The following is a 25,322-nucleotide window of genomic DNA, read 5'->3' as shown; positions in this document are numbered from 1 at the left end:
TCTTGTGAGAGTTGCCCACCGGGGGCAGCCGAAGGGGACAACCCCCGCGTCACAAGGAGCGAACATGAAGTACCTGCTGATGATCCAGGGCAACCAAGCCGCGCACGAGGCCATGACGGGCAAGCCCTCGCCCGGCTACCCCGCGTGGAGCGAGCAGGACATGCAGGCGATGTTCAGCCACATGGGCGCCCTCAACGACGACCTCGCCGAGAACGGCGAACTCGTCGACGGCAACGGGCTCGCGGAGCCGGCCAAGACCCGTCACGTCCTGGCGGGCAAGGACGGCAAGCCCGTGATCACGGACGGTCCGTACGGCGAGACGAAGGAAGTCCTCGCCGGCTACTGGGTGATCGACTGCGCGGGCCTGGAGCGGGCGACCGAGATCGCCGCCCGCGCCGCGGCCTGCCCCGTGCCCGAGGGCACCATCTGTTCGCCGATCGTCATCCGGCCCATCCTGGACGCCCCGGAAGTCTGACCGCACCCCTCCCCGACGGACCGGGCCGCCACCGGGACACCGTCGCCCGGACACCGCACGGCCGACCGCTGTCGGTGGCCCGTGATACGTACGACTGCATGAGCAACACGAGTCGTACGCCCACGATCGAGGACCTGCTGCGCCATCACGCGCCGCAGGTCCTCGGTGCGTTGGTGCGCCGCTACGGACACTTCGACCTCGCCGAGGACTCCGTTCAGGAAGCGTTGCTCGCCGCCGCCCGGCAGTGGCCCGCCGCCGGCACCCCGGACAACCCGCGCGGCTGGCTGATCAAGGTCGCCTCCCGCCGGCTGACGGACCTGCTGCGCAGCGAGGAGGCCCGGCGCCGGCGGGAGGAGAGCGCCGCACAGCTCGCCCCGCGCGACTCCTTCACCACGCCGCCGCCCGGCGACGACCGCGCCCCCAGCGAGGACGACACCCTCACCCTGCTCTTCCTGTGCTGCCACCCCGACCTGACGCCGCCCGCGCAGATCGCCCTGACGCTGCGCGCCGTCGGCGGCCTGACCACCGCGGAGATCGCCCGTGCGCACCTCGTGCCCGAGGCGACGATGGCCCAGCGCATCAGCCGGGCGAAGCTGAAGGTGCAGGGGGCGCCGTTCCGGCCGCCCGGGCCCGCCGACCGCGACCAGCGGCTGGCCGCCGTGCTCCAGGTGCTGTACCTGATCTTCAACGAGGGGTACACGGCGACGTCGGGCGCCCTGCTGCACCGCTCCGACCTGGCGCAGGAGGCGATCCGGCTGACCCGGCGGGTGCGTTTGCTGCTGCCCCGCGAGGGCGCGGTGACCGGGCTCCTCGCGCTGATGCTGCTCACCGAGGCCCGCGCCGCGGCCCGCACCGGGCCGGACGGCGGGATCGTCCCGCTCGACGAGCAGGACCGCACGCTCTGGGACCGGGACGCCGTCGTCGAGGGCACGGCGCTGGTCGAGGAGGCGCTCGCACAGGGGCCGGCCGGGGTGTACCAGCTCCAGGCCGCCATCGCCGCGCTGCACGACGAGGCGGCGCGCGCGGACGACACGGACTGGCCGCAGATCCTCGCGCTGTACAACCTGCTGGTGGAGATCGCGCCCGAGCCGATGGCCGAGCTGGGGCGCGCGGTGGCGGTGGCGATGGTGCGCGGGCCCGAGGCCGGGCTCGTGGAGGTGGGTCGGCTGGCGGACCGGCTCGGCGGACACCACCGGCTGGACGCGGTCCGCGCCCATCTGCTGGAGCGCGCGGGGGACGCGGCGGGGGCGCGCGAGGCGTATCTGCTGGCGGCCGGGCGGACCCTCAGCGCGCCCGAGGCGCACTACCTCCGGATGCGCGCCGATCGCCTCGCGCCCTGACGTCGACCTCCGTGCGCTGAGGCCGGCCGCTCGCCGTGCGCCCGCCGCCCGCCATGCCCGGGTTTTTCCGGCTTGACCTTTACGTAACGTCAAGTTCTACCGTTCAGGTCATGGAGTGGTCGATCCAAGAAGTCGCCCGACGCGCCGGCACGACGAGCCGCACCCTGCGGCACTACGGCGACATCGGGCTGCTGGAGCCGTGCCGGGTCGGTGCCAACGGCTACCGCTACTACGGCCCCGACGAGCTGGTGCGCCTCCAGCGGATCCTGCTCCTGCGCGAGCTGGGGCTCGGGCTGCCCGCCATCGCCGAGGTGCTGGCGGGCCAGCGGGACACGGCCGCCGCGCTCCGCGCCCACCTCGGGCTGCTGGAGCTGGAGCGCGAACGCATCGGGCGGCAGATCGCCTCGGTGCGGACCACCCTGCACAAGACCGAACGAGGGGAGGAACTGATGGCTGAGGACGTGCTCGACGGCTTCGACCACACGCAGTACGAGCAGGAGGTGACCGAGCGCTGGGGCGCCGACGCCTGGCGGCGCAGCGACCGCACCTGGCGTTCGCTGAGCGAGCAGGAGCGCCGGGACCATCAGCGGGCCCACGACGACATCGCCCGGGACTACGCGCGGGCGCTCAGGGCCGGGCAGCCGGCCGACGGCGAGGTGGCGCAGGAGGTCACCCGGCGGATGTACGCCTGGCAGTCCCTGATGGGCGCCCCGTCGAAGGCGCACTTCGCCGGGCTCGGCGAGATGTACGTCGCCGATCCGCGCTTCGGGCGCAATTACGACCGGCACGGCGAGGGGACGGCGGCCTTCGTGCGGGACGCGATGGCGGCGTACGCGGAGCGGAACCTCACCGACTGAGTCCCCCCGTGAGCACTGCCTGAGCACCGGGCCCCGCCGGTCGGGGGCCCGGTGGTCGCGAGCACTGCTCCGGATGGCGTAGAGTTGTGTTCACCGACGCGGGGTGGAGCAGCTCGGTAGCTCGCTGGGCTCATAACCCAGAGGTCGCAGGTTCAAATCCTGTCCCCGCTACTGAAGGCCACGGCCCGGCACTCGAAAGAGTGCCGGGCCGTAGTCGTTCCCTCCCGGGTCTCTGGCCCTACGGGCGTCCCCCGGCCGGCCCAGCCGGCTCGCCGTCCGCGCCCCCCGCCCCGAGGCTGAGGGGGGAGGAGAGCACCCGTGGCGGAGGAAGAGCAGCGGAACAACTTCGGTGCCCGGCGCTTCGCGCGGATGCTGCCGGCGCTGATGATCATCGTCGGGGTGGTCTACGACCTCTCGACCCCGGGGAAGTTCACGGCGGTGCCGATGTTCACGGCCGCCCCGCTGATCGCCGCCCCGTTCTTCTCGTGGTCCGTCACGCTGGCGACCGGCGCCTTCGCCGTGCTGACCGAGCTGGCCCTGGACGTCTACAACCACTCGATCGGGCAGACCCAGGCGTACACCGAGCTGACCACCGTCGTCACGGTCTCGGCGCTCGCGCTCTTCATCAACCGGGTCGTCGCGCGCAGCAACGAGCGGCTGGCCTCCGCCCGGGTGATCGCCGAGACCGCGCAGCGCGCCGTGCTGCCCACCCCCGCCGAGGAGATCGGCGGGCTGCGGATCGCGGCCCGGTACGAGGCGGCGCTCGCGGACGCGTTCATCGGCGGTGACCTCTTCGCGGTGCAGGACACCCCGCACGGGGTACGGCTGGTGGTCGGGGACGTGCGGGGCAAGGGGCTCGGCGCGGTGGAGGCGGTGGCCGTGCTGATCGGCTCGTTCCGGGAGGCGGCCGAGCAGGAGGGCGCCCTGGAGGGGGTGGCGGAGCGGATGGAGCGGGCGCTGACCCGGGAGGCGGGGCGGCGGGGGGAGGGTGACGTGGACTCCTTCGAGGGGTTCGCCACCGCGGTGATCGCGGAGATCCCGCACGGGCGGGGGGTCGTACGGCTGGTGAACCGCGGGCACCCGGAGCCGCTGTTGCTCCGCGACGACGGGGAGTTGGGGCGGCTGGCGCCGCAGGAACCCGCGCTGCCGCTCGGGATGCGGGCGCTGGGGGAGTGGCCGGACCGGGTGGAGGAGCACCCGATGCCGCCGGGGGCGACGCTGCTGCTCTACACCGACGGGCTCTCGGAGGCGCGGGACGCTTCCGGGGCCTTCTACGAACCGGGCAGCCGGCTGCTCGGGCGGGCCTTCCCGGGGCCCGGGGAGCTGTTGGACGCGCTCATCGACGACGTGCGCCGGCACACCGGAGGCGGCTCCACGGACGACATGGCGCTGCTGGCGGTCACCCGGCCCGCTGCCCTCCCGTCGAGGCTCCACGCAGCGTAGTCGAACGGCTGCTCGGAGCGCGCGATATGACGTGCTGTCAGGGGCATGGCGAGGGTGCGGTGCCGATTAAACCTCGTTCGGGCCGCTCAAGTCGCCCGAATCCGGCCGCTTGTGTCCCGGTTGGTTCCGCGATCATCGTTAACGATCATGGGGACCGGCTTGGAATACGGTCCCCCTGTCTATTAACGTTCGATAACGCAGCGCGGTCGTCCCAGTCGCCGTCAGGGCGACGCCGTGCGCACGCGCCGAATCCCGCAAGGGAACCGGGGAACCACCTCTTGGGGTGAATCGGATGCTTCGCAGCCTGCGAAGCGTTCCGTAGGAGACCTTCCTGCTCCGAACCCGTCAGCTAACCCGGTAGGCGAGAAGGAAGGAAAGGAGTACGCCTCAGTGGCGTCCAACAGCCCTGCCCCGGAAGCTCCTGCCGGGTCCTCAAGGACCGGTGCCTTCAGCGAAAACGGGGCCGAGCGCTCGTACGGCGAGTGGAACCCCAGCGCGGAGACCGTCGGTTCGTCGCGCGGCCGCCACCGCGTCCTGCGCCAGCAGCGCAGGGCCTTCGCCCGTAGCTCCACCGTCCTCGGCGTCGGTGTCATCGCGGCGGTCGGCGCGGGCGGCATCGCCACCGCGCAGAACAAGCCCCCGGTCTCCATCTCCCTCCCCGACGGTCTCGGGGGCGGTGACGACAAGAACGACGACCCGTCCGGTGACGACCAGTCCACCGAGGGCGCCAGCGAACTGATGGCCATGGGCGCCACCGCCGAAGGCGGCGCCGGCGAGGCCCTGCGCTCCCGCATCCTCCAGCAGGCCGAGCAGCAGCAGGCCCAGGCCGAGGCCGCGAAGCAGGCCGCCGCCGACAAGGCCGCGAAGGAGAAGGCCGAGAAGGAAGCCCAGGCCAAGGCCAAGGCGAAGGCGGAGGCCGAGAAGAAGAAGGCCGAAGCAGAGGCCAAGGCCAAGGCGGAGGCCGAGCGCAAGGCGAAGCTCGCGAAGATGTTCGCGCTGCCGCTCTCCTCGTACAGCATCTCGGCGACGTACGGCCAGTCCGGCTCCATGTGGTCCTCCGGCCAGCACACCGGCCTTGACTTCGTCGCCTCCTCGGGCACCCCGCTGAAGGCCGTGGGCGCCGGTACGGTCAAGTCCGCCGGCTGGTCCGGTCCGGCCTACGGCTACCAGGTCATCCTGGAGCTGAACGACGGCACCGAGATCATGTACGCCCACATGTCGTCGGTCAGCGTCGGCGCGGGCCAGAAGGTCGTCGCGGGCGACGGCGTCGGGCGCGTGGGCGCGACCGGCAACGTCTCCGGTGCGCACCTGCACATGGAGGTCAAGACCCCGGGCGGCGCCACGATCAACCCGGCGTCCTGGCTGCAGAGCAAGGGCCTCTCGGTCTGAGTCGCTGAGCGCATGGCGCTCAGCGCGACGGCTGTGACGAGTGGTGCGGTGCGCCGGGGCCCGTGAGTTCTTGAGCTGCCAGCTTCGGCTGGTGTGCGGGCTCGGGCGTCTTCGGCGGGCCGCCCTGCACTGCCTCGTCCCGCCTTGCTCGGCCTGACCTGGCTCGGCCTCGTCGTACGCCGTCGTCCCTGAATCGCCGATGGTCCTGGTGTCACCCCCCGACGCCAGGGCCGTCGGTCTTTTTGCGTGCGCACGGGTGCGTGCGCCCGGGCTTCGGGGGGTCCGCGTCACACCCGGTACGGGTTGTAGCCCTCGTAGTCCCGGTACGGCGGGGGCACCCAGACCGCGCCCGTCGACCGCGCCGCGTACGTCAGTGCCGGGCTCGCCACCTCCTTGCGCCGCCACATGTGGTGCAGCAACTCCTGCTCCCGTGCGACGAAGTCGGGGTCGACCGCACCGCGCTGCGCCCGGTGGCGGAGGAAGGCGAGCGAGGTCGCGAAGCGCTGGTACTCCGCCACCGCGTGCGCCGCCGCCGGCCCCTGCGTACGCCGGGCGAAGTCACGGGCCGCGGTGCGCGCCCGCATGGAGGCCAGCGCCGGGGGCTCCGCGGACGCCAGCCAGCCGGCGGCCGCGTACGCCGGCAGCGCCGACGAGACCGTGCGCAACTCCCGCTGCCGGGACCAGATCGTCAGCCACGTCAGCAGCCCGAAGACCGGGACCATGACCAGCGCGTACACCGCGTAGAAGCCGTACGGGCCGAGCATCGACGCCGAGCCGTTCCACAGCGCGTGCATGCCCATGGAGAGGACGAGCCCCAGCAGCGGCAGCGCGGTGCGGCGGAACTTGCGCCGGCGGGCCGCCAGCGCCGCCAGCCCGAAGCCGATGCCGGTGAGCACCGTGAAGAGCGGGTGCGCGAACGGCGACATGACGATCCGTACGAAGAACGTCGCCGCCGTCATCGACTCGAAGCCGTCCGAGCCCGTCGACTGGTCGTCGTCGAAGGCCCGGCCGAGGTAGAGGATGTTCTCGGTGAAGGCGAAGCCGGTCGCGGTGAAGCCGGCGATCACGACGCCGTCGACCAGGCCCGTGAAGTCCCGTCTGCGGAAGAAGAAGAGCAGGAAGACGGCCGCGGCCTTGGCGCTCTCCTCGACGACCGGGGCCACCACCGTCGCGCCGAGCGTGTCCGCGCTCGACGGGTCGGCGGTGGCGGTCGCTATCCAGCGGGCCGCGAAGGTGTTCGCGGTGAGTGCGACCAGGGCGGCGGCGAACGCGCCCCACGCGAACGCGAAGGCGAGGTGGCGCCAGGGGCCCGGCTCGACCCGGTCCAGCCAGCGGAACGCGGCGAGCAGCAGCGGCACGGGCAGCGTGGCGAGCCCCAGGCCGACGAGGAAGCCCCGGGTGCCCGTCTGCTCCCGCACCAGCGCGAGGATCACCAGCCCGCAGAGCGCGAGCAGCGTGATCAGCACCCCGATGCGGATGGCCCTGTTGCGCCACAGCAGCGAGGCGCGACGGGGCTTGTAGCGCCAGCGGGAGCGCTCGGGCAGCGCGTCGAACACCGGCTGCGCCTGCTGGGGCGCGGACCGGGGCGGGGGCGGCGGCTGGGACACTCCACGACCCTAACGAGGACCACTGACAGTGGGCGAGGCGGAATCGGTCTCCGTGTGACCGGGAACGGCCGGGCGGGGGCTTCGCTGCGACCCTGCGTCGGCCCCGTAGGCAGGACCTAGGCGGCCGTGGGCGCCACGCGCCGGAAGAGGAGGTCCCGTACGACGTGCCCCTTGTCCAGCCCCTGTCCCTCGAACCGGGTGCGGGGCCGGAACTCGGGCCGCGGCGCGAAGCCGCCGTCGGCGCAGGCGTTCTCGAAGTCCGGGTGCGCCGAGAGCACCTCCAGCATCTGCTCCGCGTACGGCTCCCAGTCCGTGGCGCAGTGCAGTACGGCGCCGGGCTTCAGGCAGCGCGCGGCCAGGGTCAGGAACTCGGGCTGGATCAGTCGGCGCTTGTGGTGGCGCTTCTTCGGCCAGGGGTCCGGGAAGTACACCCGCATCCCGTCGAGGGCGCCCGGCGCGAGCTGCTCGCGCAGCAGGATGATCGCGTCGCCGTTGGCCACCCGGACGTTCGTCAGGCCCTTCCGCTCGGCGAGGCCCAGCAGATTGCCCTGGCCGGGGGTGTGCACGTCGACGGCGAGGATTCCGGTGCGGGGGTCGGCGGCGGCCATCTGGGCGGTGGCCTCGCCCATCCCGAAGCCGATCTCCAGGACGACGGGCAGCCCGTCGAACATCTCGGCGAGGTCGAGCACCCGCCGTCCGTCGATGTCCAGCCCCCAGGCGCCCCACAGCCGCCGCAGCGCGTCCTCCTGCCCGGTGGTCACCCGGCTCCGCCGCGGCTGGAAACTCCTGATCCGCCGCTCGTGGTGCGACCCGGCGGGGTCGGCGGCGGGTCCGCCGGGGAAACGGGGCTCGCCCCGGTCCCGACTGGGAGCGGAGGCTTCTTCTGGGGTGTGATGGCGCAGCTTCGACACAATGCGCCAATCCTACGACCCGCGGGCGCTTGCGCCTGCGGCTCCGCGCTTGCGCCTGCGGCTCCGCTCCTGGGACCGCGCTTGCGCCTGCGGCTCCGCTTCTGGGACCGCGGTTGCGCCGCGCCGGCTGCGGTGCGCGGGCGTCTGCGGCCCGTCTGTGGCTGATCGCGCAGTTCCCCGCGCCCCTAAAAGCCCACGCCCTGCGGGCGTAGGGGACGGCCGGCCCGCAGACGCCGAGCTTCGTTCCCTGTACGGCGCGGGTGCGTGCAATTAGGGGCGCTGGGGTCCCTCGTGCCCTCCTGGCGTAGGCGGGTTCCTCGTGCCCGCAGGGCAGGGGCTTTTAGGGGCGCGGGGAACTGCGCGACAAGCCACAGACGGGCCGCAGAGACCAACGCACTCGCAGGGAAACGGCGGGTACGTCAGGGGACGGAACTGCGCGAGCAGCTACAGGCGGGCCGCAGGGCTAGAGGTGGCTTCGGGCGCGGGACGCGAGGGCGCGGCCGATCGGGAGGCTGGACGTCGCCGCAGGTGAGGGCGCGTTGAGGACGTGCACGACCCTGTTCGTCTCATGGATCAGGAAGTCGTCCACGAGCGCCCCGTCCCGACCCACCGCCTGCGCCCGCACCCCCGCCGACGCCCGCCGCAAGCCGTGTTCCTCCGCCGCCGGCAGCAGCTCCCGCACCGCCGCCGTGAACGCCCGCTTCGACAGCGAGCGCCGCAGCTCGCCCGCCCCGTACCGCCAGTGGCGTCGGGCCATGCGCCAGCTACCGGGCCAGGCCGAGGTGGCCGCCAGCTCGCGCGGATGCACCACGCCCCAGCCGTACCCCTCGCGGGCGAGCGCCGGGACGGCGTTCGGGCCGACGTGGACGTGGTCGTCGAGACCGCGGGTCAGATGGACGCCGAGGAACGGGAACGCCGGGTCCGGCACCGGATACACCAGGCCCCGCACCAGCGAGGGGTCCGCCAGCTCGTAGTACTCACCGCGGAAGGGGACGATCCGCACGCCGGGGTCGTCCCCGGTCAGCCGGGCCAGCCGGTCGCTGTGCAGCCCCGCGCAGTTCACCATGGCGCGGGCCCGGACGACCGCGCCGGACGCGGTGCGGACCGCGACGCCCCAGGGCCGCCGGTCCACCGCGACGACCTCCTCGCCGCACCGGACCTCCGCACCGGCCGCCCCCGCCGCTTCGCCCAGTGCCCGGGCGACCGCGGCGAAGTCGCACACGCCCGTCGTCCCGACGTGGATCGCGGCGAGGCCCCGCACCTCGGGCTCGTACTCCGTGATCTGCGCCGGCCCCAGCTCGCGCACCGGGATGCCGTTCTTGCGGCCGCGCTGGACCAGTGCGTGCAGCCGGGGCAGCTCGTCGCGCCGGGTGGCGACGATCAGCTTGCCGGTGACCGCGTGCGGTAGACCGTGCTCCGCGCAGAACTTCACCATCTCGGCCGCGCCGCGCGTCGCGTACCGCGCCTTGAGCGAGCCGGGGCGGTAGTAGATCCCGCTGTGGATCACGCCGCTGTTCCGGCCGGTCTGGTGGCGCGCCGGGGCAGGCTCCTTCTCCAGGACGACGACGCGGGTGCCGGGCGCCGAGCGCGTCAGGGCATACGCCGTCGACAGGCCGACGATCCCGCCGCCGACCACCAGCACGTCGCAGTCGAAGCCGATCCCGGTCCCCCCGGTCCGCCCGGACGTCCCCGTCACCGCGCCACCTCCCACCCCGATGGTGCACCCGACCACTGACAGTGCCGCCGGTGCGGCGGACCGAGTGCACCCGTAGCCCCAACAGCATCAACAATCCTGGCGACCCCGGTGTCACCCATGACACCGGGGGCCGCTCATCCCACGCCCGCTCCTCGCAACCCGCACCTACCCCTCGGCGCACGGGGACCGGGCTACGCCGGGGCGATCAGCAGCGGACGGGCCCGCTCCCGCAGCTCCGCCACCCGCGGCTCGTCCCCGTACGCCTCCAGCCTGTGCAGCAGGTCCCGTACGTACTCGGTCGTGCGTGCCGAGGAGATGCGGCCCGCGACCTCCACGGCCCGGGTGCCGGCTGCGCACGCCGCGTCCAGGTTCCCCGACTCCAACTCGGCGAAGGCGCCGACCACCAGCCGCAGCCCGTGCGACCTGACGAACTCGTCCGTCGGCCGGGACAGGGCCTGTTCCGTGAAGCGGCGCACCGCGCGCGGCGAGCCGAGGTCGCGGTAGCACTCGGCCGCGTCCGCCGCGAACCGGTCGTAGGTGTAGAAGCCCAGCCAGGTCGGGTCCTGGTCGCCCTCGCGGGCCCGCTCCAGCCAGCCCTCGGCCGCCTTCAGGGCGGCGCCCGCCGCGGGCGCGTCGTTCGCCTTGGCGTGCGCCCGCGCCTCCACCAGGCGGAAGAAGCTCATGGTGCGCGCCGTCGCGAGCCCCCGGTTGCGCTCCAGGGCGGCCTGCGCCAGGTCGACGCCCTCGTCCGCGAAGCCCCGGTAGATCGCCTGGAGCGCCATGGACGCCAGCACGTACCCGCCGAGCGGCACGTCGGCCGCCGCGCGCGCGAGGCGCAGCGCCTGGATGTAGTAGCGCTGGGCGGCTTCCTGCTGGCCGGTGTCGAAGGCCATCCACCCGGCCAGCCTGGTCAGTTCGGCGGTCGCGCCGAACAGGGCCCGGCCGACCTCGTCCGAGTACCAGCCGAGGAGCAGGGGCGCCGCGTCGACCCGTAGGCACTCGGGGACCATGGACGAACGCCAGTCGCCGCCGCCGTACTTGGAGTCCCAGCGGCGGGCGTCCTCCGCGGCCTCGCGCAGCTTGCCGACGTCGCTGTGGCCCACCCGGGTGGGGGCTTCGTCGGGGGACGGGGACACCGGCCCGCCGCCATCGGCGCCCGGGCCGCCGCCGCCCTCCGGCGGCATGCGCTCCACCGAGGCGTCGGCGGGCGTTATCAGCCAGCGGGAGGTGGGGGTGGCGTAGGCGCTCACCGCGAAGGATCCGGCCAGGGACTGCCAGATCCCGCCGCTGCCGGCTCGTCTGCCGGCCAGGTCCAGCCGGTAGAGGTCGGTGGCCGACTTCACGGCCGCGCGTACGTCGCGGGGGAAGGCGAGCCCGACTTCGGGGGCCGGGTCGGCGTCGGCGAGGCCGATCTCGTGCAGCGGCACGGGACGGCCGAGCTTGGAGCCGATCGCGGCTGCGATGAGGTGGGGCGCGGCGCCCTGCGGCACCATGCCCTTCGACACCCAGCGGGCCACCGACGTCTTGTCGTAGCGCAAGGTCAGACCGCGCTGCGCCCCGAGGTCGTTGACGCGCCGGGCGAGTCCGGCGTTGCTGATTCCCGCGAGGGCGAGAACGGTGCCGAGCTTTTCGTTCGGCCCGCGTTGCTCCCTGGACATGCGCCACCCCTCGACACACAGACGGCCGCCGCGTCACCGTCCGGCGCACGGCATTCGTACCGGGTCCTCGCCGACGGCCACGTCCGGGAGCACGGCTGCCCACCCCGCCCCGGGGCCCGGTTGCAAAAGCGCCTGGCCGAGCCCATCGGAATATGCCCATCGGTTCAGAACATCAGTAAACCCAGCGTAGTTCGCCGGATCCCGACCGTTAAGAGGCGGTGTTCCGGATGGCGGGAAAGTTGCGCGTGGCGATCTGGACGGGTGGAGACGCACGGTGAACACGCCGCCGTTGGCGAGTGGTTGCCAGGTGGGAGCGGACCGCCGGCAGCGCGCCCCCGCGTCGCTCCTGCGCTCCTTCCGTGCTGCGCCCGTGCCGCCGTGTGCTGTCGCGTGCCGCGCGCGCTCCCGCACTGCTCCGGGCCGTCTCCGTGGCGTGCCGGGCGTGCTCCCGCCGTGTGGCCGTGCGCCCGCCCGTGCGCTCTCGCCGGGGGCGGGGGCCGGCGCTTCCATGAAAGACGCGTGGGTCGGCCCGCTGCGTACTGGACCCAGCGGGCTGGGGGACACCGCCGCCTTCAATCCCCGCGGGCGGCGGACGGTCCGGGGGGCGTGCGGCGCCTCCCGGACCGTCGCTCGTACCCGGGCCCGCGCCGCCCCGTCAGCGCACGCGCGTCACACCCCGGCGTACCGGCCTCACCGCGCGCCCCTCCACTGCGCGTCCACCGGGGATCCGGGCAGGCCGGGACGGACCCGGACTCGGAGCCGCTCCAGGGCCGGATCGGGGATCAAGCGCGAGATCAGATGGGAGAACGGAACCGGAGAACGGATCGGAGCACGGATACGAGGAGGAGCCCGCCGAGCTCCAACTCCCGCCGACCGCCGACCCCGACTGCCCACCGCCGACCGCCGACCTCCGGCCTCTAGCCGGCTCCGACCCTCGGTCTCCGAATTCATGCTGAAGCGGGGCGAAGCACCCCGTACCGCCGGCAGCTCCACGGTCCGCCGCGGTGGGCGATCCGGACGGTCATCCACCGGTCCGGGAGCTCTCCGTGCCCAAAGAGCGGAGCTCGCGCCTTCTGAGAATGGCCGGATATCGACTGTTCCTCTGGTGTTGTTTGTCCGGCTATGCGGCCGGCGTGATGTCGCTGCCGTCCCGTGATGCCCCACCAGGCCCCCGCCTCCACCGGCTCCTTCACTTTTTGCGCGTGCGACCCGGGGCCCGTTCGTCGCGTCTCCTTCGTGGCAGCATGTTCCCGAACGACCCGGGTTCGGCACCCGGTTGTCCACAGCTTGTGGAGGCGAAACGGCGATGCGGTGGTTGGTGGGCTGGAGCAGTGTCGCCGCGAACTTCGGCACGGCGGGGGCCGTCGGCGCCGCCGACGAGGGGCGCTCCGTCCAGCCCGTCGGCTCCCAACTCCTGTGGGGCGACCCCGACCCCCTCTGGGCCGTCGGCGACTGGCGCCCCGACGAGGTCCGGGTCGTCAGCCTCGACGAGTCCACCACGATGGCCGTCCTCGGCTGCTGCGCCGCCTCCGACGCCGAGCTGCGCGCCGGCCTCCTCTCCGCCCGCGGCGGCGCCCTGCGCCATCTGACCGCCTGGCCCGGCAGTTACTCCGCCGTCGTCCGCTCCGGCCGCCGCATCACCGTCCTCGGTGACCTCGCCGGCGCCCGCCCCGTCTTCCACACCCCGTGGGAGAACGGCACCGCGTACGCCACCGCCGCCCTCCCGCTCGCCGACCTCATCGGTGCCCAACTCGACATCGGCCACCTGGCCGCCGTGCTGGCCTGCCCCGAGACCCCGGAGGCGCTGCGGGACTCCACCCCGTACGAGGGCGTCAAGCGCATCCCGCCCGGCCACGCCCTGATCCTGCGCGAGGGCTCCCGCGAGATCATCGGCTACGAACCGGTCGCCTCCCTCGCCGTCACCGGCCCGCAGATCGACCCCGACCTCGCGGTCGAAGGAGTGCGCGACGCCCTCGTCGAAGCCGTCCGCGCCCGGCTCACCGCCCCGCGCCACGCCCCGCAGACCATGCCCCCGGACCCCGGGCCGGTGCCCGGCATGGGCCCCGCCGACCGGCGCGCCCGCCGTGGCGCCCCCGCTCCCGGCATCGGCGCCGACCTCTCCGGCGGCAGCGCGTCCGGCACCCTCGCGCTGCTCGCCGCCGGTCTGCCCGGCGTCCCCGGCACGATCGTCGGCAGCGGTGCCGGCGCCGGTGAACGCCTCCTCGCCGTCACCTTCAACGACCTCACCGAACCCGGCATCGAACCCGGCATCGAGCCCGAGTTGGAACGGGCCCGCGCCATGGGCGCCAACCCCCGGCTGCACCACGTCGTCGTCCCGGCCGGGGAGGAAGCCCTGCCGTACGCCCGGCTGGACAACGGCCCCCTCACCGACGAGCCCGCACCCTCCCTCGTCACCGCCGAACGCCACCGGGTGCGCCTCGCCTCCGGCAGCGCCGACCACCTCACCGGCGCCGGCGCCCGCCAGGTGCTCGACGCCCACCCGGCCCGCCTCGCCGACCTGCTGCTCGACCGAAGACGCCGGCACCTGCTGCGCCCGGTCACCGCGCTCGCCCGGGCCGAAGGCGCCACGCCGCAGGCCCTGTTCGTACCGCTCCAGATCTACCGCGCCGCGCGCCGCCTCGCCCGTACGCCCTACCGCACCGGCCTCGAAACGGCGGCCGACCGACTGCTGGAGGCCGGCCGCAGCGGGTCCCCCGACGGCCGAAGGGCGTGGGGGGACCCCCACGGCTCCGACGGCACCAGCCCCCTGGACGCCTCTCTCGCCGCACTGACCTGGTCCCGGCCCGGGCCCGCGGTGCGGTGGCTGACGGGAGAGGCGCTGGCCGAAGTATCGGTTCGGCTGATGAGCGCCGCGACCCGGCCCGTCGTCGTCCAGCGGCCCGGGGAGGCGCGCGCCCGCGCGGCCCTCGCCCGGCACGCCTTCGACCACCGCATCCTGGAGCAGGCCGCCGAGGTCCGCAGCCAACGCGTCCACGCGCCCTTCCTCGACAACCAGGTCGTCCGCGCCTGCCGCGACCTGCCCGAGGCGCTGCGGGTGCGGCCCGGCGCCCGCGCGGACGTGCTGCGCACCGTCCTCGCCGGCGCGGGCGTCCACGACCTGCCGGCCGGCTGGGGCGCCGCACCCGGGCAGACCACCTCCGTCGCGGGCGCCCGCAAGGGGCTGCGCGCGGCGCTGCCGACGCTGCTCGCCCTCTTCGACGCACCACTGCTCGCCGACGCCGGGCTGATCGAGGCCAGGGTGGTCCGCAAGGCGCTGCGCGCGGCGGCCGACGGGGAGCCTGTGCCGCTCGACGGCCTCGCCGACCTGGTCTCCACCGAACTGTGGCTGCGCCGGCTGCTGTCGCGCCGCGGCACCTGCTGGACGGGCAGCGCGGCGCCCCGGCAGCGCGCCGTCGCCGCTGGCGTACCGCCCCGCCCGTCGATCCGCTCCTGACGCGTCACGCTTCACGCGTCACGCTTCGGGGGCCGGGGGCCCGGGGCGTCAGTTGCACGCGATGCGGGAGTCCGCCCACGCGCCCAACGTCATCTCGCTCCACGGCGAGTGCGGCTCCACGACCAGCCGCAGCTTCTTGCGCCCGACGAGGGAGACCTGCACCGGCACGGCCGGCTCCTTCCCCCGTACGACGGGGGAGCGCCACAGCAACTCCCCGTCCCCGTAGACGGAGAACCGCATCTTGCCGAGCCCCAGCGTCAGGTCGTCCACGCCGGCCTTCGCCGCGTAGGAGGTGCACGCGCGGTTGAGTTCGATCGTCACCGAGGAGCGCGCCCGCACGGTCACCCCGTGGCTGTAGCTCTGCCCGTCGATCTTCAGACCCCACCGCTGCCAGATCCAACTGCTCTGCCCGAGCACCACCTCGGGCCCGGTGTGGTCGCCGAAGATGCTGTATTCGAGCCGATTGACCTGGTACACCCGCGGCTCGGGCTTAGGCTTCGGCCGCTCCTTCGGCGGGGTCGGCTTGGGCGTCGGGGTCGGCGACGGCGCGGGCGGAGTGGGCTTCGGCGGGGTCGGCTTGGGCTTGGGCGAAGGCTTCGGCGCTGGCGGTACGGGCTTGGGCTTGGGCGAAGGCTTGGGCGCCGGCGGTACGGGCTTCGGCTTCGGCGGCGTCGGCTTCGGCGCCGGTGGCTTCGGGGCCTGCGGGGCCGGCAGCACGGGCTGCACGGCGGGCGGCTTCGCCTCGGGCTCCGCGGGCTTCGGGCTCCCGGTGAACGCCCACACCAGCCCGGCGGCAGCGGCGACGGCGACCGCGGCCCCGATGCCGACCTTCGCCGGTGCACCCAGCCCCTCGGACGCCGCGGCGCCGCCGGCCGCGCCGGCCGACGCACCGGTGCCGCCGCTGGTGGCGGCCGCGGCGGCACCGGCGCCCGCGGCTCCCACCGCACCGCCGACGACCACCCCGCCGGCCTTGAGCGCGTAGCCCGCCGCGAACCAACCGATGACCGCGACCGGCAGCAGCGCCGGGATGCCGGCGTTGACGTGCTGGAGCTCACCGGCCGCGAGCCGGCACTTGGCGCACTCCTCCAGGTGCTTGCGCAGCCCGCGTTCGGCCCGCATCCGCAACCCGCCGCGCGCGTACGCGCCGAGCCGGTCGGCGTACCGGGCGCAGTCGCCCCCGGAGGTGAGCGCCGAGCTGACGTGGGCCTGGAGGTACGCCTGCTTCAGGCCCTCGCGGGCCCGGCTCGCGAGCACCGCCGTGGCGTTCGCCGTCAGCCCGAACAGCGGAGCGACCTCGCTGGGCGACTCCTCCTCGACGGTGGTGTGCCACAGCACCGCCTGCCAGCGCTCCGGCAGCGACCGGAACGCCTGCATCGCGAGCGACTGCTCCGCCTCGTGCATCGCCCGGACGTCCGCCCCGAGCTCCATCGTCTCCCCGGACGCGCCGTCCGAACTGCGCGACGCCTCCGCGGCGAACAGCGCGAAGTCCTCGACGAGTTGCTCCCGCTTGGCGCTCTTCGTCCAGGTCGCGGCCACCCGGCGGACCGTGGTCAGCAGATAGGCCCGTACGGCGTGCTCAGGCCCGGCCCCGCCGCGTACGGCCTGCAGGGTCCTGGCGAAGACCTCGGCGGTCAGGTCGTCCGCGGTGTGCGAGTCCCGGCAGCAGGTGCGCGCGTACCGCAGCACGGCGTCGGAGTGGCGGCGGAACAGCTCCTCGTACGCGTCGTTGTCCCCGTCGCGCATCCGCTGGACCAAGTCGGCGTCGGACGGCGGCAGCTCGCGCGGCGGGGGGAGGACGGAACCGGCGCTGCCGCCCTCGCGCTGCGGCGGTACGGCGTGGGCCTCGGCCCCGGACGTGTCGCCGGCGCCGGTCCCGCCTGCACCGCCGGTTGCGCCGGGGGATCCACTCGGACGGGCGCCGCCCGATGCGTTTGCCGTCCCCGGAACGGAGTCCGCCCAGCCGGTGTCCTCCGCGTCGTCCGCCCTGACTCCATTGGTGCCCTGCGGCGGGACCGAGTGCCCGGACTGCGCCGCCGGGTCGGAAGACCCCGACGGTGTCGGTGGCGCCGGTGGTCCGGAAGGTTCGGCTGCACCCGTCGCGTCCGCGGAACCGGCCGGATCGACCTGACCGGGCAGCCCCGGAGCCCGTGCCGCCCCCGACCGCGCACCGCCGGGCCCACCCTGCTCGGGCACCTGCCGGGACGGCGTGCCGCCGCCCTCCGCGCCGTCCGCACCGCCGAGCGATTCGTCCCGCTCGTCACTGCTCATCGAGGAAGCCCTCGTTCATCGCGGACGCTCCCGTCAGCACCCTCGGACACGAACACCGGGCCAGCGTGCCACACGGCGACAGCGGGCACGGACCTACGCCTTGGCCAACCACTCATCTGGGGAGTTCTGTCGAAACCGTGCGCTATCCATCGGCGATTAGTGTAATACTCAACGACCTACGCCCCGGCCGCGATCGCCCCGCCGTCCGGCCCTCCCCTCCCAACAGCCGCCCCCACCCGGCCCGTTGGCCCCCCGGCGTCCGAGCCGCCCGCCCACGCTCCGGACAGCCCCTACACGTCTGCACGCAGCCGCTGCTTCCCTACGGTGTGCGTTGGTGTCTGCGGCCCACCACCGGCCCGCGGAGACCAACGCACCCGCAGGGAAACGGCGGGCATGTCAGGGGCGCTGGGGGTCCCCCCACGCCTCTGGGCGTAGGGGGCGGAACTGCGCGACAAGCCCACCACCGGCCCGCACAGACCAACGCACCCCGCCGGGAAACCGCAGCTCCGTCCCCCGCACAGGGCCACGCCCAAAGCGCAGTCGTCCCGACCGCTACCGCGGCCGCAGCCCCTCCAGCAGGATGTCCAACAGTCGAGCCGAGGCGGCGGCCTGCTGCGCAGCGTCCGGCAGGGAAGGCGCCGCCGTGGCTATCACCAGCAGCACGTCCGCGACGGTCACGTCGCCGCGCAGCTCTCCCGCGGCCCGCGCCCGGTCGACCAACTGCCCCACGACCTCCAGCAGCTCGGCCGCGCCCGCGTCGTCCACCTCGTGGGACGACGGAGACCGCGGCCCCACCACCCGGAGCTCGGGAGCGCTCGACACCGGCCCGCCGGGCACCTGACCGCCCGCCGGCTGCACCCCGGCCCGCTGCTGCGGCACCCGGGTCTCGTCCCGCCCATCACCGCCCGAAGCGGCGGCCGCACCGGCCGCGTCCACGGTCCCCTGGTGACCGCCGACGTCCTCCGCCTCGTCCGCGGCCACCCGCACCCGCAGCACCTGCGGCGGCAGCAGCCGCCCCGCGCCGGAGGCGACCGAAGTCCGCAGGAAGCGCGCCAGCGCCGACCAGGGCTCGTCCTCCTGCCGCAGCGCGGTGCGCGCCTGCTCGGTCAGCCGGGAGGTCTCCTCCTCGGCTATTCGCCGCACCAACACGTCCTTGCTGGGGAACCGGCGGTACACCGTCCCCACGCCGACCCGGGCCCGGCGCGCCACGTCCTCCATCGGAGCGCCGTACCCCAGCTCGCCGAAGACCTCCCGCGCAGCGCGCAGGACGTGTTCCAAGTTGCGCTGGGCATCCACCCGCAAGGGCGCCGAACGGGTGGTCCCGCCCGTTCCGGCCCTTCCACCGCTTCCGTCCGCGCCGAGATGAGCACCGTGCACGCCGGGTGTGCCGTGGCCGTCAGTGACAGGCGGAACGGCGGCCTGCCAATGCGAATCCTGAATGGTCATACGTGTTCCCCCGGTCACTGTGTCTCCCCCCGGAGACCTCCCCACCTGGTCTGCCGGCGGCGCCTTGACCACGCACCCCGACGAGGTACGAACATAGTTGAGCCCGGGTCAATTCAGAAGGGGGTAGTTCCGCACGGAGCGCCCCCCGATCGGAGCAAGGACCGGAAGCCCCCCGTTTGCGTACTCGTCCGCCACCCCCCTCGCCACCCCTGACCTGGGCACCTTCCCCGGTCCACGCGAGCCGCGGAGTGTACGGCAGCACCACACCTCCGGTCACACAATTTGCCGGGCCTGTGGACAAACGCCGGGGACCGATGCGTCATGGGATGGTGACGGCTGCTAACTCCCGGGGCGCGGCCCCCGACACCCCGCCGACCGGGCGCCCCACCGACCCGGCGAACGGCACACGCATCCTCGTCGTCGGCGGCGGCTACGTCGGGCTGTACACCGCGCTGCACCTCCAGAAGGAACTGAGACAGGAACTGGCCCGCGGCACCGTCGAGGTCCTGGTCATCTCGCCCGACCCCTACATGACGTACCAGCCGTTCCTCCCCGAGGCCGCCGCCGGCTCCATCTCGCCCGCCCACGTCGTGGTCCCGCTGCGGCGGGTGCTCTCCCGCTGCACCGTCGTCGTCGGCGAGGTCACCGCCGTCAGCCACGCCAAGCGCACCGCCACCGTGACCACCCTCGCCACCGACGAGGAGGGCACCGGCGCCGTCGAGGTCGCCTACGACGAACTGGTCATCGCGCCGGGATCGATCTCCCGCACCCTCCCCGTCCCCGGCCTCGCCGACCACGGCATCGGCTTCAAGACCGTCGAAGAGGCCATCGGACTGCGCAACCACGTCATCGAGCAGATGGACATCGCCTCCTCCACCCGCGACCCCGCCATCCGCGACGCCGCCCTGACCTTCGTCTTCGTCGGCGGCGGCTACGCGGGCGTGGAAGCCCTCGCCGAACTGGAGGACATGGCCCGCTACACCTCGCGCTACTACCACAACATCAAGCCGCAGGACCTGAAGTGGATCCTCGTCGAGGCCACCGGACGCATCCTGCCCGAGGTCGGCGAGGAGATGGGCCGCTACGCCGTCCGCGAGCTGCGCGCCCGGAACATCGACGTCCGCCTGGAGACCAGGCTCGAATCCTGCGAGGACCGGATCGCCGTCCTCAGCGACGGCAGCCGCTTCCCCGCCCGTACGGTCGTGTGGACCGCCGGCGTCAAACCGTCGCCGCTGCTCGCCGCCACCGACCTCCCCCTCAACGGCCGCGGCCGGCTGTACTGCACCGCCGAACTCGCCGTCGCCGGCGTCGAGCACGCCTGGGCCGCCGGGGACGCCGCGGCCGTCCCGGACCTCACCTCCGACGACCCCGACGCCACCTGCGCCCCCAACGCCCAGCACGCCCTGCGCCAGGCCAAGGTCCTCGCCGCCAACGTCGCCGCGTCCCGGCGCGACCGGCCCCTCAAGCAGTACGCGCACAAGTACGCCGGCTCCGTCGCCTCCCTGGGCCTGCACAAAGGCGTCGCCCATGTGTACGGTCGCAAACTCAAGGGGTACCCCGCGTGGCTGATGCACCGCGTGTACCACCTCAACCGCATGCCCACCGTCAACCGCAAGACGCGCATCCTCGCCGAGTGGATCCTCGCTGGCCTGTTCAAGCGGGAAATCGTTTCGCTCGGCTCCCTGGAACACCCCCGGGCCGAGTTCGAACTGGCGGCCCGCGGCCGCCCCGGCAACAACGGACACCACGCCCCGCCGACCGCCCCGCCGACCGCCCCGCCGACCGGCCCGGCAGCCGGCCCGAACACCGCACCCGAAGCACCGGACGACGACGGCAGAAAGACCTGACGGGCCATGTGCCGGACTCCCGGCAGCCGCCCGGTCGACACCTCTTGTCAGTCCGTACGGTCACACTGGACGTGTGACCATAGGTGGGCTCACATCTGCACAGAGTGACCCTCGTGACCCTTGGCTACCACCATTGAGGCTTGAAAGTCAGTGAACTTCACGCGTTGGAGCTCAAGGCTCCCCGGGACACAGCGCCGCGCCGCAGCGCGAAGGACCGACCGCGGGATCTCCTCCTCTCCCCGCCCGCCCCAGCGCGGGGAGAACAGAGCGGACGACACCGACCGAAGCACCGACCGCGGCAAGGACCGCGCAGCGGCCGGGGCCGGGCCCGAGGCCGACGACGAGCGGTCCAGGAGCGACGCCCGCGGCGAGAGCTCCGTGCCCGCCGCCCGCGGCAGCCTGCTGCGCCCGGCCCGCCTCCGTCCCATCTTCCGCACGTTCGACGCCCCGGCCGCACAGGAGGCCGACGCCGCCGCGCCGCCCGCGGCCCCCGCCCCCGAGGACTTCGCCGTACGCGACCTCCTCGGCCGGATCCCCGGCCTCGTCGCCCTGCTGTACGGCCCCGAGCACCGCATCGCGTACGTCAACGACGCCTACACCGCCGCCTTCGGCCCCCGCCCGGTCGGCGGCGCCGCCGACGACGTCTGCCCCGAACTGGCCGAGCTGGGCCTGACCCCGCTGATGGACCAGGTCCTGCGCAGCGGAACGCAGCGCACGGTCAAGTCCCGCAAGGCCCCCGACGGCCGCTCGTACACCCTGACCTGCCTCCCCGTGGACACCCCGACCGGCCGAGGACCGTCGGAAGCCGCCTCCACCACCGGCCTCCTCGTCTTCGCCACCGACGTCACCGACCACGCCGAAGCCGCCGAGCGCCTGCGCGCCAGCGAGCGCCGCCAGCGCGCGGCGGCCGTCACCCTCCAGCGCTCCCTCCTCCCGCAGGAACTGGAGCAGCCCGACGACCTCCACGTCGCCGCCACCTACCAACCGGGCGGCGAGGACGCGGCCGTCGGCGGCGACTGGTACGACGTGATCACCCTTGGCGGCGGCCGGACCGCCCTCGTCATCGGCGACGTCATGGGCCGCGGAGTGCGCGCCGCCGCCGTCATGGGTCAGCTCCGCACCGCCGTCCGCGCCTACGCCCGCCTCGACCTGCCCCCGCACGAAGTGCTGCAACTGCTCGACGGCCTCGCCTCCGAGATCGACGCCAGCCAGATCGCCACCTGCGTGTACGCCGTCCACGACCCGAACGAAGGCCGGCTCGTGTACTCCTCCGCCGGCCACCTCCCCGTCCTCGTGCGCCACGCGGACGGCACGGTGCACCGCGCCGAGGACCCCACCGGGCCTCCGCTCGGCACCGGCGGCTGGCTCCACTCCTCCGGCACGATCGACCTCCCGCCCGGCTCCAGCGCCGTCCTCTACACGGACGGCCTGGTCGAACGGCGCGACGAGGACATCGACGAAGGCGTCGCCGCGCTCGAACGCGCGCTCTCCGGCGCCACCGGCACGCCCCAGGTCGTCTGCGACCGGCTGATCCGCGCCATGCACATCACCGCGGAACACGACGACGACGTCGCCGTCCTCGTCGTCCAGCACCCCGTGCGCACCGGCGCGGCGGCCGAACTGTTCCACAACGCGGCGCTCGACCTGCTCGGCGGCGTCGAAGCCGCGCCGCGCGCCCGGGCCTTCGCCTCCGGCGTCCTCGCGTCCTGGCGCTTCTCGCCCGAACTGCACGACCTCGGCGTACTGGCGGTCAGCGAACTCGTCGCGAACTCCCTCCAGCACGGCGCCCCGCCCATGCGCCTGCGGCTGCGCCGCACCGATCGCCGGCTGATCATCGAGGTCACGGACGGCGACGACCACCTCCCGCGCCGCCGCCGGGCGGAAACCGAAGACGAGGCGGGCCGCGGAATCTCGATCGTCGCGGCCATCGCCTCGTCCTGGGGGAGCCGCCGCGTCCCGGGCGGCGGCAAGTCGGTCTGGTGCGAGTTCGCACTCCCCAGACCCGTGTGACCGCCGTCAGGCGGCGGTGCCCACCTTCTCAGCGGGCTCGACAGGCGGCTTGTACTGCGCCACGACCCTGGACGTCGCAGCGAGCACCGGCCGGTCCTGCACCGGCGTGAGCTGCCGGGCCAGCCGCAGCGCCAGCACCGTGATCGCCAGCGAGAACAGCACGAACGTCACGATGTACGGAGCGTGCAGCGCGGCCCCCATGGGCCCGCCGATCGCCGGCCCGAGCGCCAGCGCCAACTGCTTGACCAGCGCGAACGCCGAGTTGTACTGCCCGACCATCGACTCCGGGGCCAGATCGACCACCAGCGGCGCCACGGTCGGCGCGAGCATCGCCTCACCGAGCCCGAACAGCGCGTACGTCGAGATGAACGCGGCCGTCGCCATCGCCTGGCTGGTCGCGCCGAGTCCCGCGTACCCCGCGGCGGCCCAGGCGACCGCCCAGATCAGCCCGACCGCGGCGATGACCCGGGTCCTCTTGTACCGGTCGACGTACTTCAGGATGACGAACTGCGCGATGCCGATGACCGCGGTGTTCGCCGCCAGGGCCGTACCGAACATCGACGGCTCGATGCCGGCGGCCTCGGTGCCGTACGCCGACAGGCCCGACTCGAACTGTCCGTACACGGCGAAGAAGAGGATGAAGCCCAGCACCAGCAGCTTCACCATCGCCTTGTGCTCCAGCAGCACCTTGAAGCCGTTGCCCTTGGCGCCCTGGGCCGCGGCACCCGGAGCGGGCGCCGGTCGGGCCAGCTTCACCGTCAGGATGATCGCCGCCAGCACCAGGAACATGACGGCCTCGATGCTGAACAGCAGGGTGAAGGTGCTCGCCCGGCTCTTGTCGACGATGTTGCCGCCGATCAGACCACCGACGCCCAGGCCCACGTTCTGAAGGAAGAACTGGAAGGCGAAGGCGCGCGTGCGGCTGGTGGCGTCCGACGCCCAGACGATCATCGTGGCCAGCGCGGGCTGCGTCACCGCGGTGCCCGCACCGAGCAGTGCCGCCGACAGCAGCACGGTCACGGTGTGCTGGGACAGCCCGAACAACAGGGCACCGAGCGACGCCACCACGGACGCCCCCACCAGCACGGGCTTCGGCCCCCGGCGGTCGATCACTCGTCCGACGAAGGGCAGGGCGATCAGTGCGGCCAGGGCGAAGACGCCGATGACGATGCTGCCCGTCGTCGACCCGAGGTCCCGTACGTACGCCACATAGATGTACAGAAACGGAACCGTGAATCCGAGTCCGAACGCGCTCAGCGCGCTACCTGCCTGGATCCGACGCATGGCCGCGCCCATCTCCCTGGTCACCACTCACCTGCCTTGTTAGCTCTGAAGGACTGAAGCCTGAAGACTTCAAACGTAAAGTTAGATCCTTAACAGTACATGGCGAAGGACTTCAATGCCAATGAACGGCGTGCGATACTGCGGCGTATGCCTACCGCGAGCCCCGAGGGCCAAGCAGTGACCGGTCAGGACCCCATCCAGGAGCCGACCCTGGACGAGCAGATCGCCGCCTACCAGCGCGAATTCGGCGATCTCGACCCCCAGGTCGAGCAGGTCGTCTCGGCCCTCGGCCGGCTCAACCGCCGCATGAACGTCGCGTACGGCCGACAGGTCGCGGACCTCGGCATCAGCAACGCGGAGTGGGAGGTCCTCAAGACCCTGGTCCTCGCCGGCGCTCCGTACCGAATGGGCCCCGGCGAGCTGGCCAAGCGCCTCGGACTGACCCCGGCCGCCATGACCCACCGCATCGACCGCATGGCGGGGGAGGGCCTGGTCACCCGCGACCGCGACGAGAACAACCGCGTCCGCGTGATCGTGGAGCTGACGGACGAGGGCCGCGCGAAGTGGCAGGAGGCCATGCGCATGGCCAGCGACTTCGAGGGTGACCTGCTCCAGGACCTCTCGGCGAAGGAAAAGGGCGTCCTCGGTGAACTCCTCATCCGCGTCCTGCGTCGGGTGGAGCACACCCAGCCGGACGCCGGCGGTCGACTGACCGACCTGGACTGAACGATCAGGACGGGTCGATCAGGACGGGGCGACGAGGGCCGATCCCCCCGACCCGTCGGGGCACGGCGCACGGCCGTCGGCGGAAGTTGACACCCCCTTCATCCGCCCGTAAGGTTCTTCGAGTTGTCACGGGACCGGAACGGTTCTGCGGCAGCCACTCCCGCCGCTGATGCGGCAACCAAAACTCTGCACGATCTCCCAACCGGGATGATTTCGGCATGCCGAAATCTGTTTCGAACGACTCGATTATGAGTCGGGGAGGAAATCCGCTAGAGTTTTGAACGTCGGAACGGCCGAGAGGCCAGGAAGACAAAAATCCCGAGTTTCGACCGGGAATCAGGCCCGAAAGGATCTGATAGAGTCGGAAACGCAAGACCGAAGGGAAAAGCCCGGAGGGTCCTGAGAGGGACTCGAAGGAAGCGTCCGTTCCTTGAGAACTCAACAGCGTGCCAAAAGTCAACGCCAGATATGTTGATACCCCGTTCTCACAGTCTCTGTGCTGTGGGGATGAGGTTCCTTTGAAGAAACACACAAATACAGCGAGGACGCTGTGAACCGTCCGGATTATTCCTCCGGTGGTTCCGCTCTCGTGTGTGTGATACCCGATTACGGGTAAGCATTCACGGAGAGTTTGATCCTGGCTCAGGACGAACGCTGGCGGCGTGCTTAACACATGCAAGTCGAACGATGAAACCGCTTCGGTGGTGGATTAGTGGCGAACGGGTGAGTAACACGTGGGCAATCTGCCCTGCACTCTGGGACAAGCCCTGGAAACGGGGTCTAATACCGGATAATACCGGGGAAGGCATCTTCTCTGGTTGAAAGCTCCGGCGGTGCAGGATGAGCCCGCGGCCTATCAGCTTGTTGGTGGGGTGATGGCCTACCAAGGCGACGACGGGTAGCCGGCCTGA

16 protein-coding genes, 1 tRNA gene, 1 rRNA gene and 1 riboswitch are annotated in these 25,322 nt (G+C 72.9%); of the genes, 11 read left to right on the top strand and 7 right to left on the bottom strand.

The features are described 5' to 3' along the window. Window positions 1–64 precede the first annotated feature (64 nt). The 6 genes from ACH4E8_RS22425 to ACH4E8_RS22400 all read left to right on the top strand — a co-directional run bounded on the left by ACH4E8_RS22425 (window position 65) and on the right by ACH4E8_RS22400 (window position 5,504). Window positions 65–475 (top strand): YciI family protein, encoded by a 411-nt coding sequence (locus ACH4E8_RS22425; protein ID WP_398450841.1) that lies wholly within the window; start codon window positions 65–67, stop codon window positions 473–475. A gap of 98 nt (window positions 476–573) precedes the next feature. Further along, window positions 574–1,815 carry an RNA polymerase sigma factor gene (locus ACH4E8_RS22420; protein ID WP_398450839.1) on the top strand — a complete coding sequence of 414 codons (1,242 nt, stop codon included), beginning with the start codon at window positions 574–576 and terminating at the stop codon, window positions 1,813–1,815. Between the two features lie 110 nt (window positions 1,816–1,925). Further along, window positions 1,926–2,672 carry a MerR family transcriptional regulator gene (locus tag ACH4E8_RS22415; protein WP_398450837.1) on the top strand — a complete coding sequence of 249 codons (747 nt, stop codon included), beginning with the start codon at window positions 1,926–1,928 and terminating at the stop codon, window positions 2,670–2,672. A 97-nt stretch (window positions 2,673–2,769) separates the two neighbouring features. Then, window positions 2,770–2,843, top strand: a tRNA-Met gene (locus tag ACH4E8_RS22410). A gap of 147 nt (window positions 2,844–2,990) precedes the next feature. Then, window positions 2,991–4,115, top strand: coding sequence for a PP2C family protein-serine/threonine phosphatase (locus ACH4E8_RS22405; protein ID WP_398450835.1), 1,125 nt, complete (start codon window positions 2,991–2,993; stop codon window positions 4,113–4,115). 233 nt (window positions 4,116–4,348) lie between these two features. Then, window positions 4,349–4,494, top strand: a riboswitch (cyclic di-AMP (ydaO/yuaA leader). Between the two features lie 11 nt (window positions 4,495–4,505). Beyond that, window positions 4,506–5,504, top strand: a complete 999-nt coding sequence (locus ACH4E8_RS22400; protein ID WP_398450833.1) for a M23 family metallopeptidase — start codon at window positions 4,506–4,508, stop codon at window positions 5,502–5,504. A 287-nt stretch (window positions 5,505–5,791) separates the two neighbouring features. Here ACH4E8_RS22400 and ACH4E8_RS22395 read toward each other — a convergent pair whose 3' ends face one another. The 4 genes from ACH4E8_RS22395 to ACH4E8_RS22380 form a co-directional block, all read right to left on the bottom strand. After that, window positions 5,792–7,111 carry a PrsW family intramembrane metalloprotease gene (locus ACH4E8_RS22395; protein ID WP_398450832.1) on the bottom strand — a complete coding sequence of 440 codons (1,320 nt, stop codon included), beginning with the start codon at window positions 7,109–7,111 and terminating at the stop codon, window positions 5,792–5,794. A gap of 116 nt (window positions 7,112–7,227) precedes the next feature. Continuing rightward, window positions 7,228–8,022, bottom strand: a complete 795-nt coding sequence (gene trmB, locus ACH4E8_RS22390; protein ID WP_398450830.1) for a tRNA (guanosine(46)-N7)-methyltransferase TrmB — start codon at window positions 8,020–8,022, stop codon at window positions 7,228–7,230. A 463-nt stretch (window positions 8,023–8,485) separates the two neighbouring features. Next, window positions 8,486–9,718, bottom strand: a complete 1,233-nt coding sequence (gene lhgO / locus ACH4E8_RS22385; RefSeq protein WP_398450828.1) for an L-2-hydroxyglutarate oxidase — start codon at window positions 9,716–9,718, stop codon at window positions 8,486–8,488. Between the two features lie 191 nt (window positions 9,719–9,909). Beyond that, window positions 9,910–11,376 carry an MFS transporter gene (locus ACH4E8_RS22380; protein ID WP_398450826.1) on the bottom strand — a complete coding sequence of 489 codons (1,467 nt, stop codon included), beginning with the start codon at window positions 11,374–11,376 and terminating at the stop codon, window positions 9,910–9,912. Between the two features lie 1,306 nt (window positions 11,377–12,682). On the opposite strand from ACH4E8_RS22380, the gene ACH4E8_RS22375 reads away from it, so the two are divergent. Next, window positions 12,683–14,830, top strand: a complete 2,148-nt coding sequence (locus ACH4E8_RS22375; RefSeq protein ID WP_398450824.1) for an asparagine synthase-related protein — start codon at window positions 12,683–12,685, stop codon at window positions 14,828–14,830. A 48-nt stretch (window positions 14,831–14,878) separates the two neighbouring features. On the opposite strand, the gene ACH4E8_RS22370 is transcribed toward ACH4E8_RS22375, so the two are convergent. Both ACH4E8_RS22370 and ACH4E8_RS22365 read right to left on the bottom strand, forming a co-directional pair. After that, window positions 14,879–17,098 carry a sigma-70 family RNA polymerase sigma factor gene (locus ACH4E8_RS22370; protein WP_398450822.1) on the bottom strand — a complete coding sequence of 740 codons (2,220 nt, stop codon included), beginning with the start codon at window positions 17,096–17,098 and terminating at the stop codon, window positions 14,879–14,881. A 552-nt stretch (window positions 17,099–17,650) separates the two neighbouring features. Continuing rightward, window positions 17,651–18,544, bottom strand: a complete 894-nt coding sequence (locus ACH4E8_RS22365) for a TetR family transcriptional regulator (RefSeq protein WP_398450820.1) — start codon at window positions 18,542–18,544, stop codon at window positions 17,651–17,653. A 326-nt stretch (window positions 18,545–18,870) separates the two neighbouring features. Between ACH4E8_RS22365 and ACH4E8_RS22360 the strand changes: the two genes are divergently transcribed. After that, the gene (locus ACH4E8_RS22360; RefSeq protein WP_398450818.1) at window positions 18,871–20,391 is read left to right on the top strand and encodes an NAD(P)/FAD-dependent oxidoreductase; all 1,521 of its coding nucleotides are present in this window, start codon (window positions 18,871–18,873) and stop codon (window positions 20,389–20,391) included. A 150-nt stretch (window positions 20,392–20,541) separates the two neighbouring features. Beyond that, the gene (locus tag ACH4E8_RS22355; RefSeq protein WP_398450816.1) at window positions 20,542–22,401 is read left to right on the top strand and encodes a SpoIIE family protein phosphatase; all 1,860 of its coding nucleotides are present in this window, start codon (window positions 20,542–20,544) and stop codon (window positions 22,399–22,401) included. Window positions 22,402–22,407: 6 nt separating this feature from the next. Here ACH4E8_RS22355 and ACH4E8_RS22350 read toward each other — a convergent pair whose 3' ends face one another. Further along, window positions 22,408–23,685 carry an MFS transporter gene (locus tag ACH4E8_RS22350; protein WP_398451289.1) on the bottom strand — a complete coding sequence of 426 codons (1,278 nt, stop codon included), beginning with the start codon at window positions 23,683–23,685 and terminating at the stop codon, window positions 22,408–22,410. A gap of 147 nt (window positions 23,686–23,832) precedes the next feature. Here ACH4E8_RS22350 and ACH4E8_RS22345 point away from each other — a divergent pair, with 147 nt between their 5' ends. Together ACH4E8_RS22345 and ACH4E8_RS22340 are read left to right on the top strand one after the other, a co-directional pair. Further along, window positions 23,833–24,411, top strand: coding sequence for a MarR family winged helix-turn-helix transcriptional regulator (locus ACH4E8_RS22345; protein WP_398450814.1), 579 nt, complete (start codon window positions 23,833–23,835; stop codon window positions 24,409–24,411). A 619-nt stretch (window positions 24,412–25,030) separates the two neighbouring features. Further along, a 16S ribosomal RNA gene (locus tag ACH4E8_RS22340) occupies window positions 25,031–25,322 on the top strand; the annotation flags it as partial.

The organism is Streptomyces sp. NPDC017979, assembly GCF_044328175.1.
Taxonomy (GTDB): Bacteria; Actinomycetota; Actinomycetes; order Streptomycetales; family Streptomycetaceae; genus Streptomyces.
Note: the sequence above shows the minus strand (reverse complement) of the source record. Positions and strands in the feature narration are given on the sequence as shown.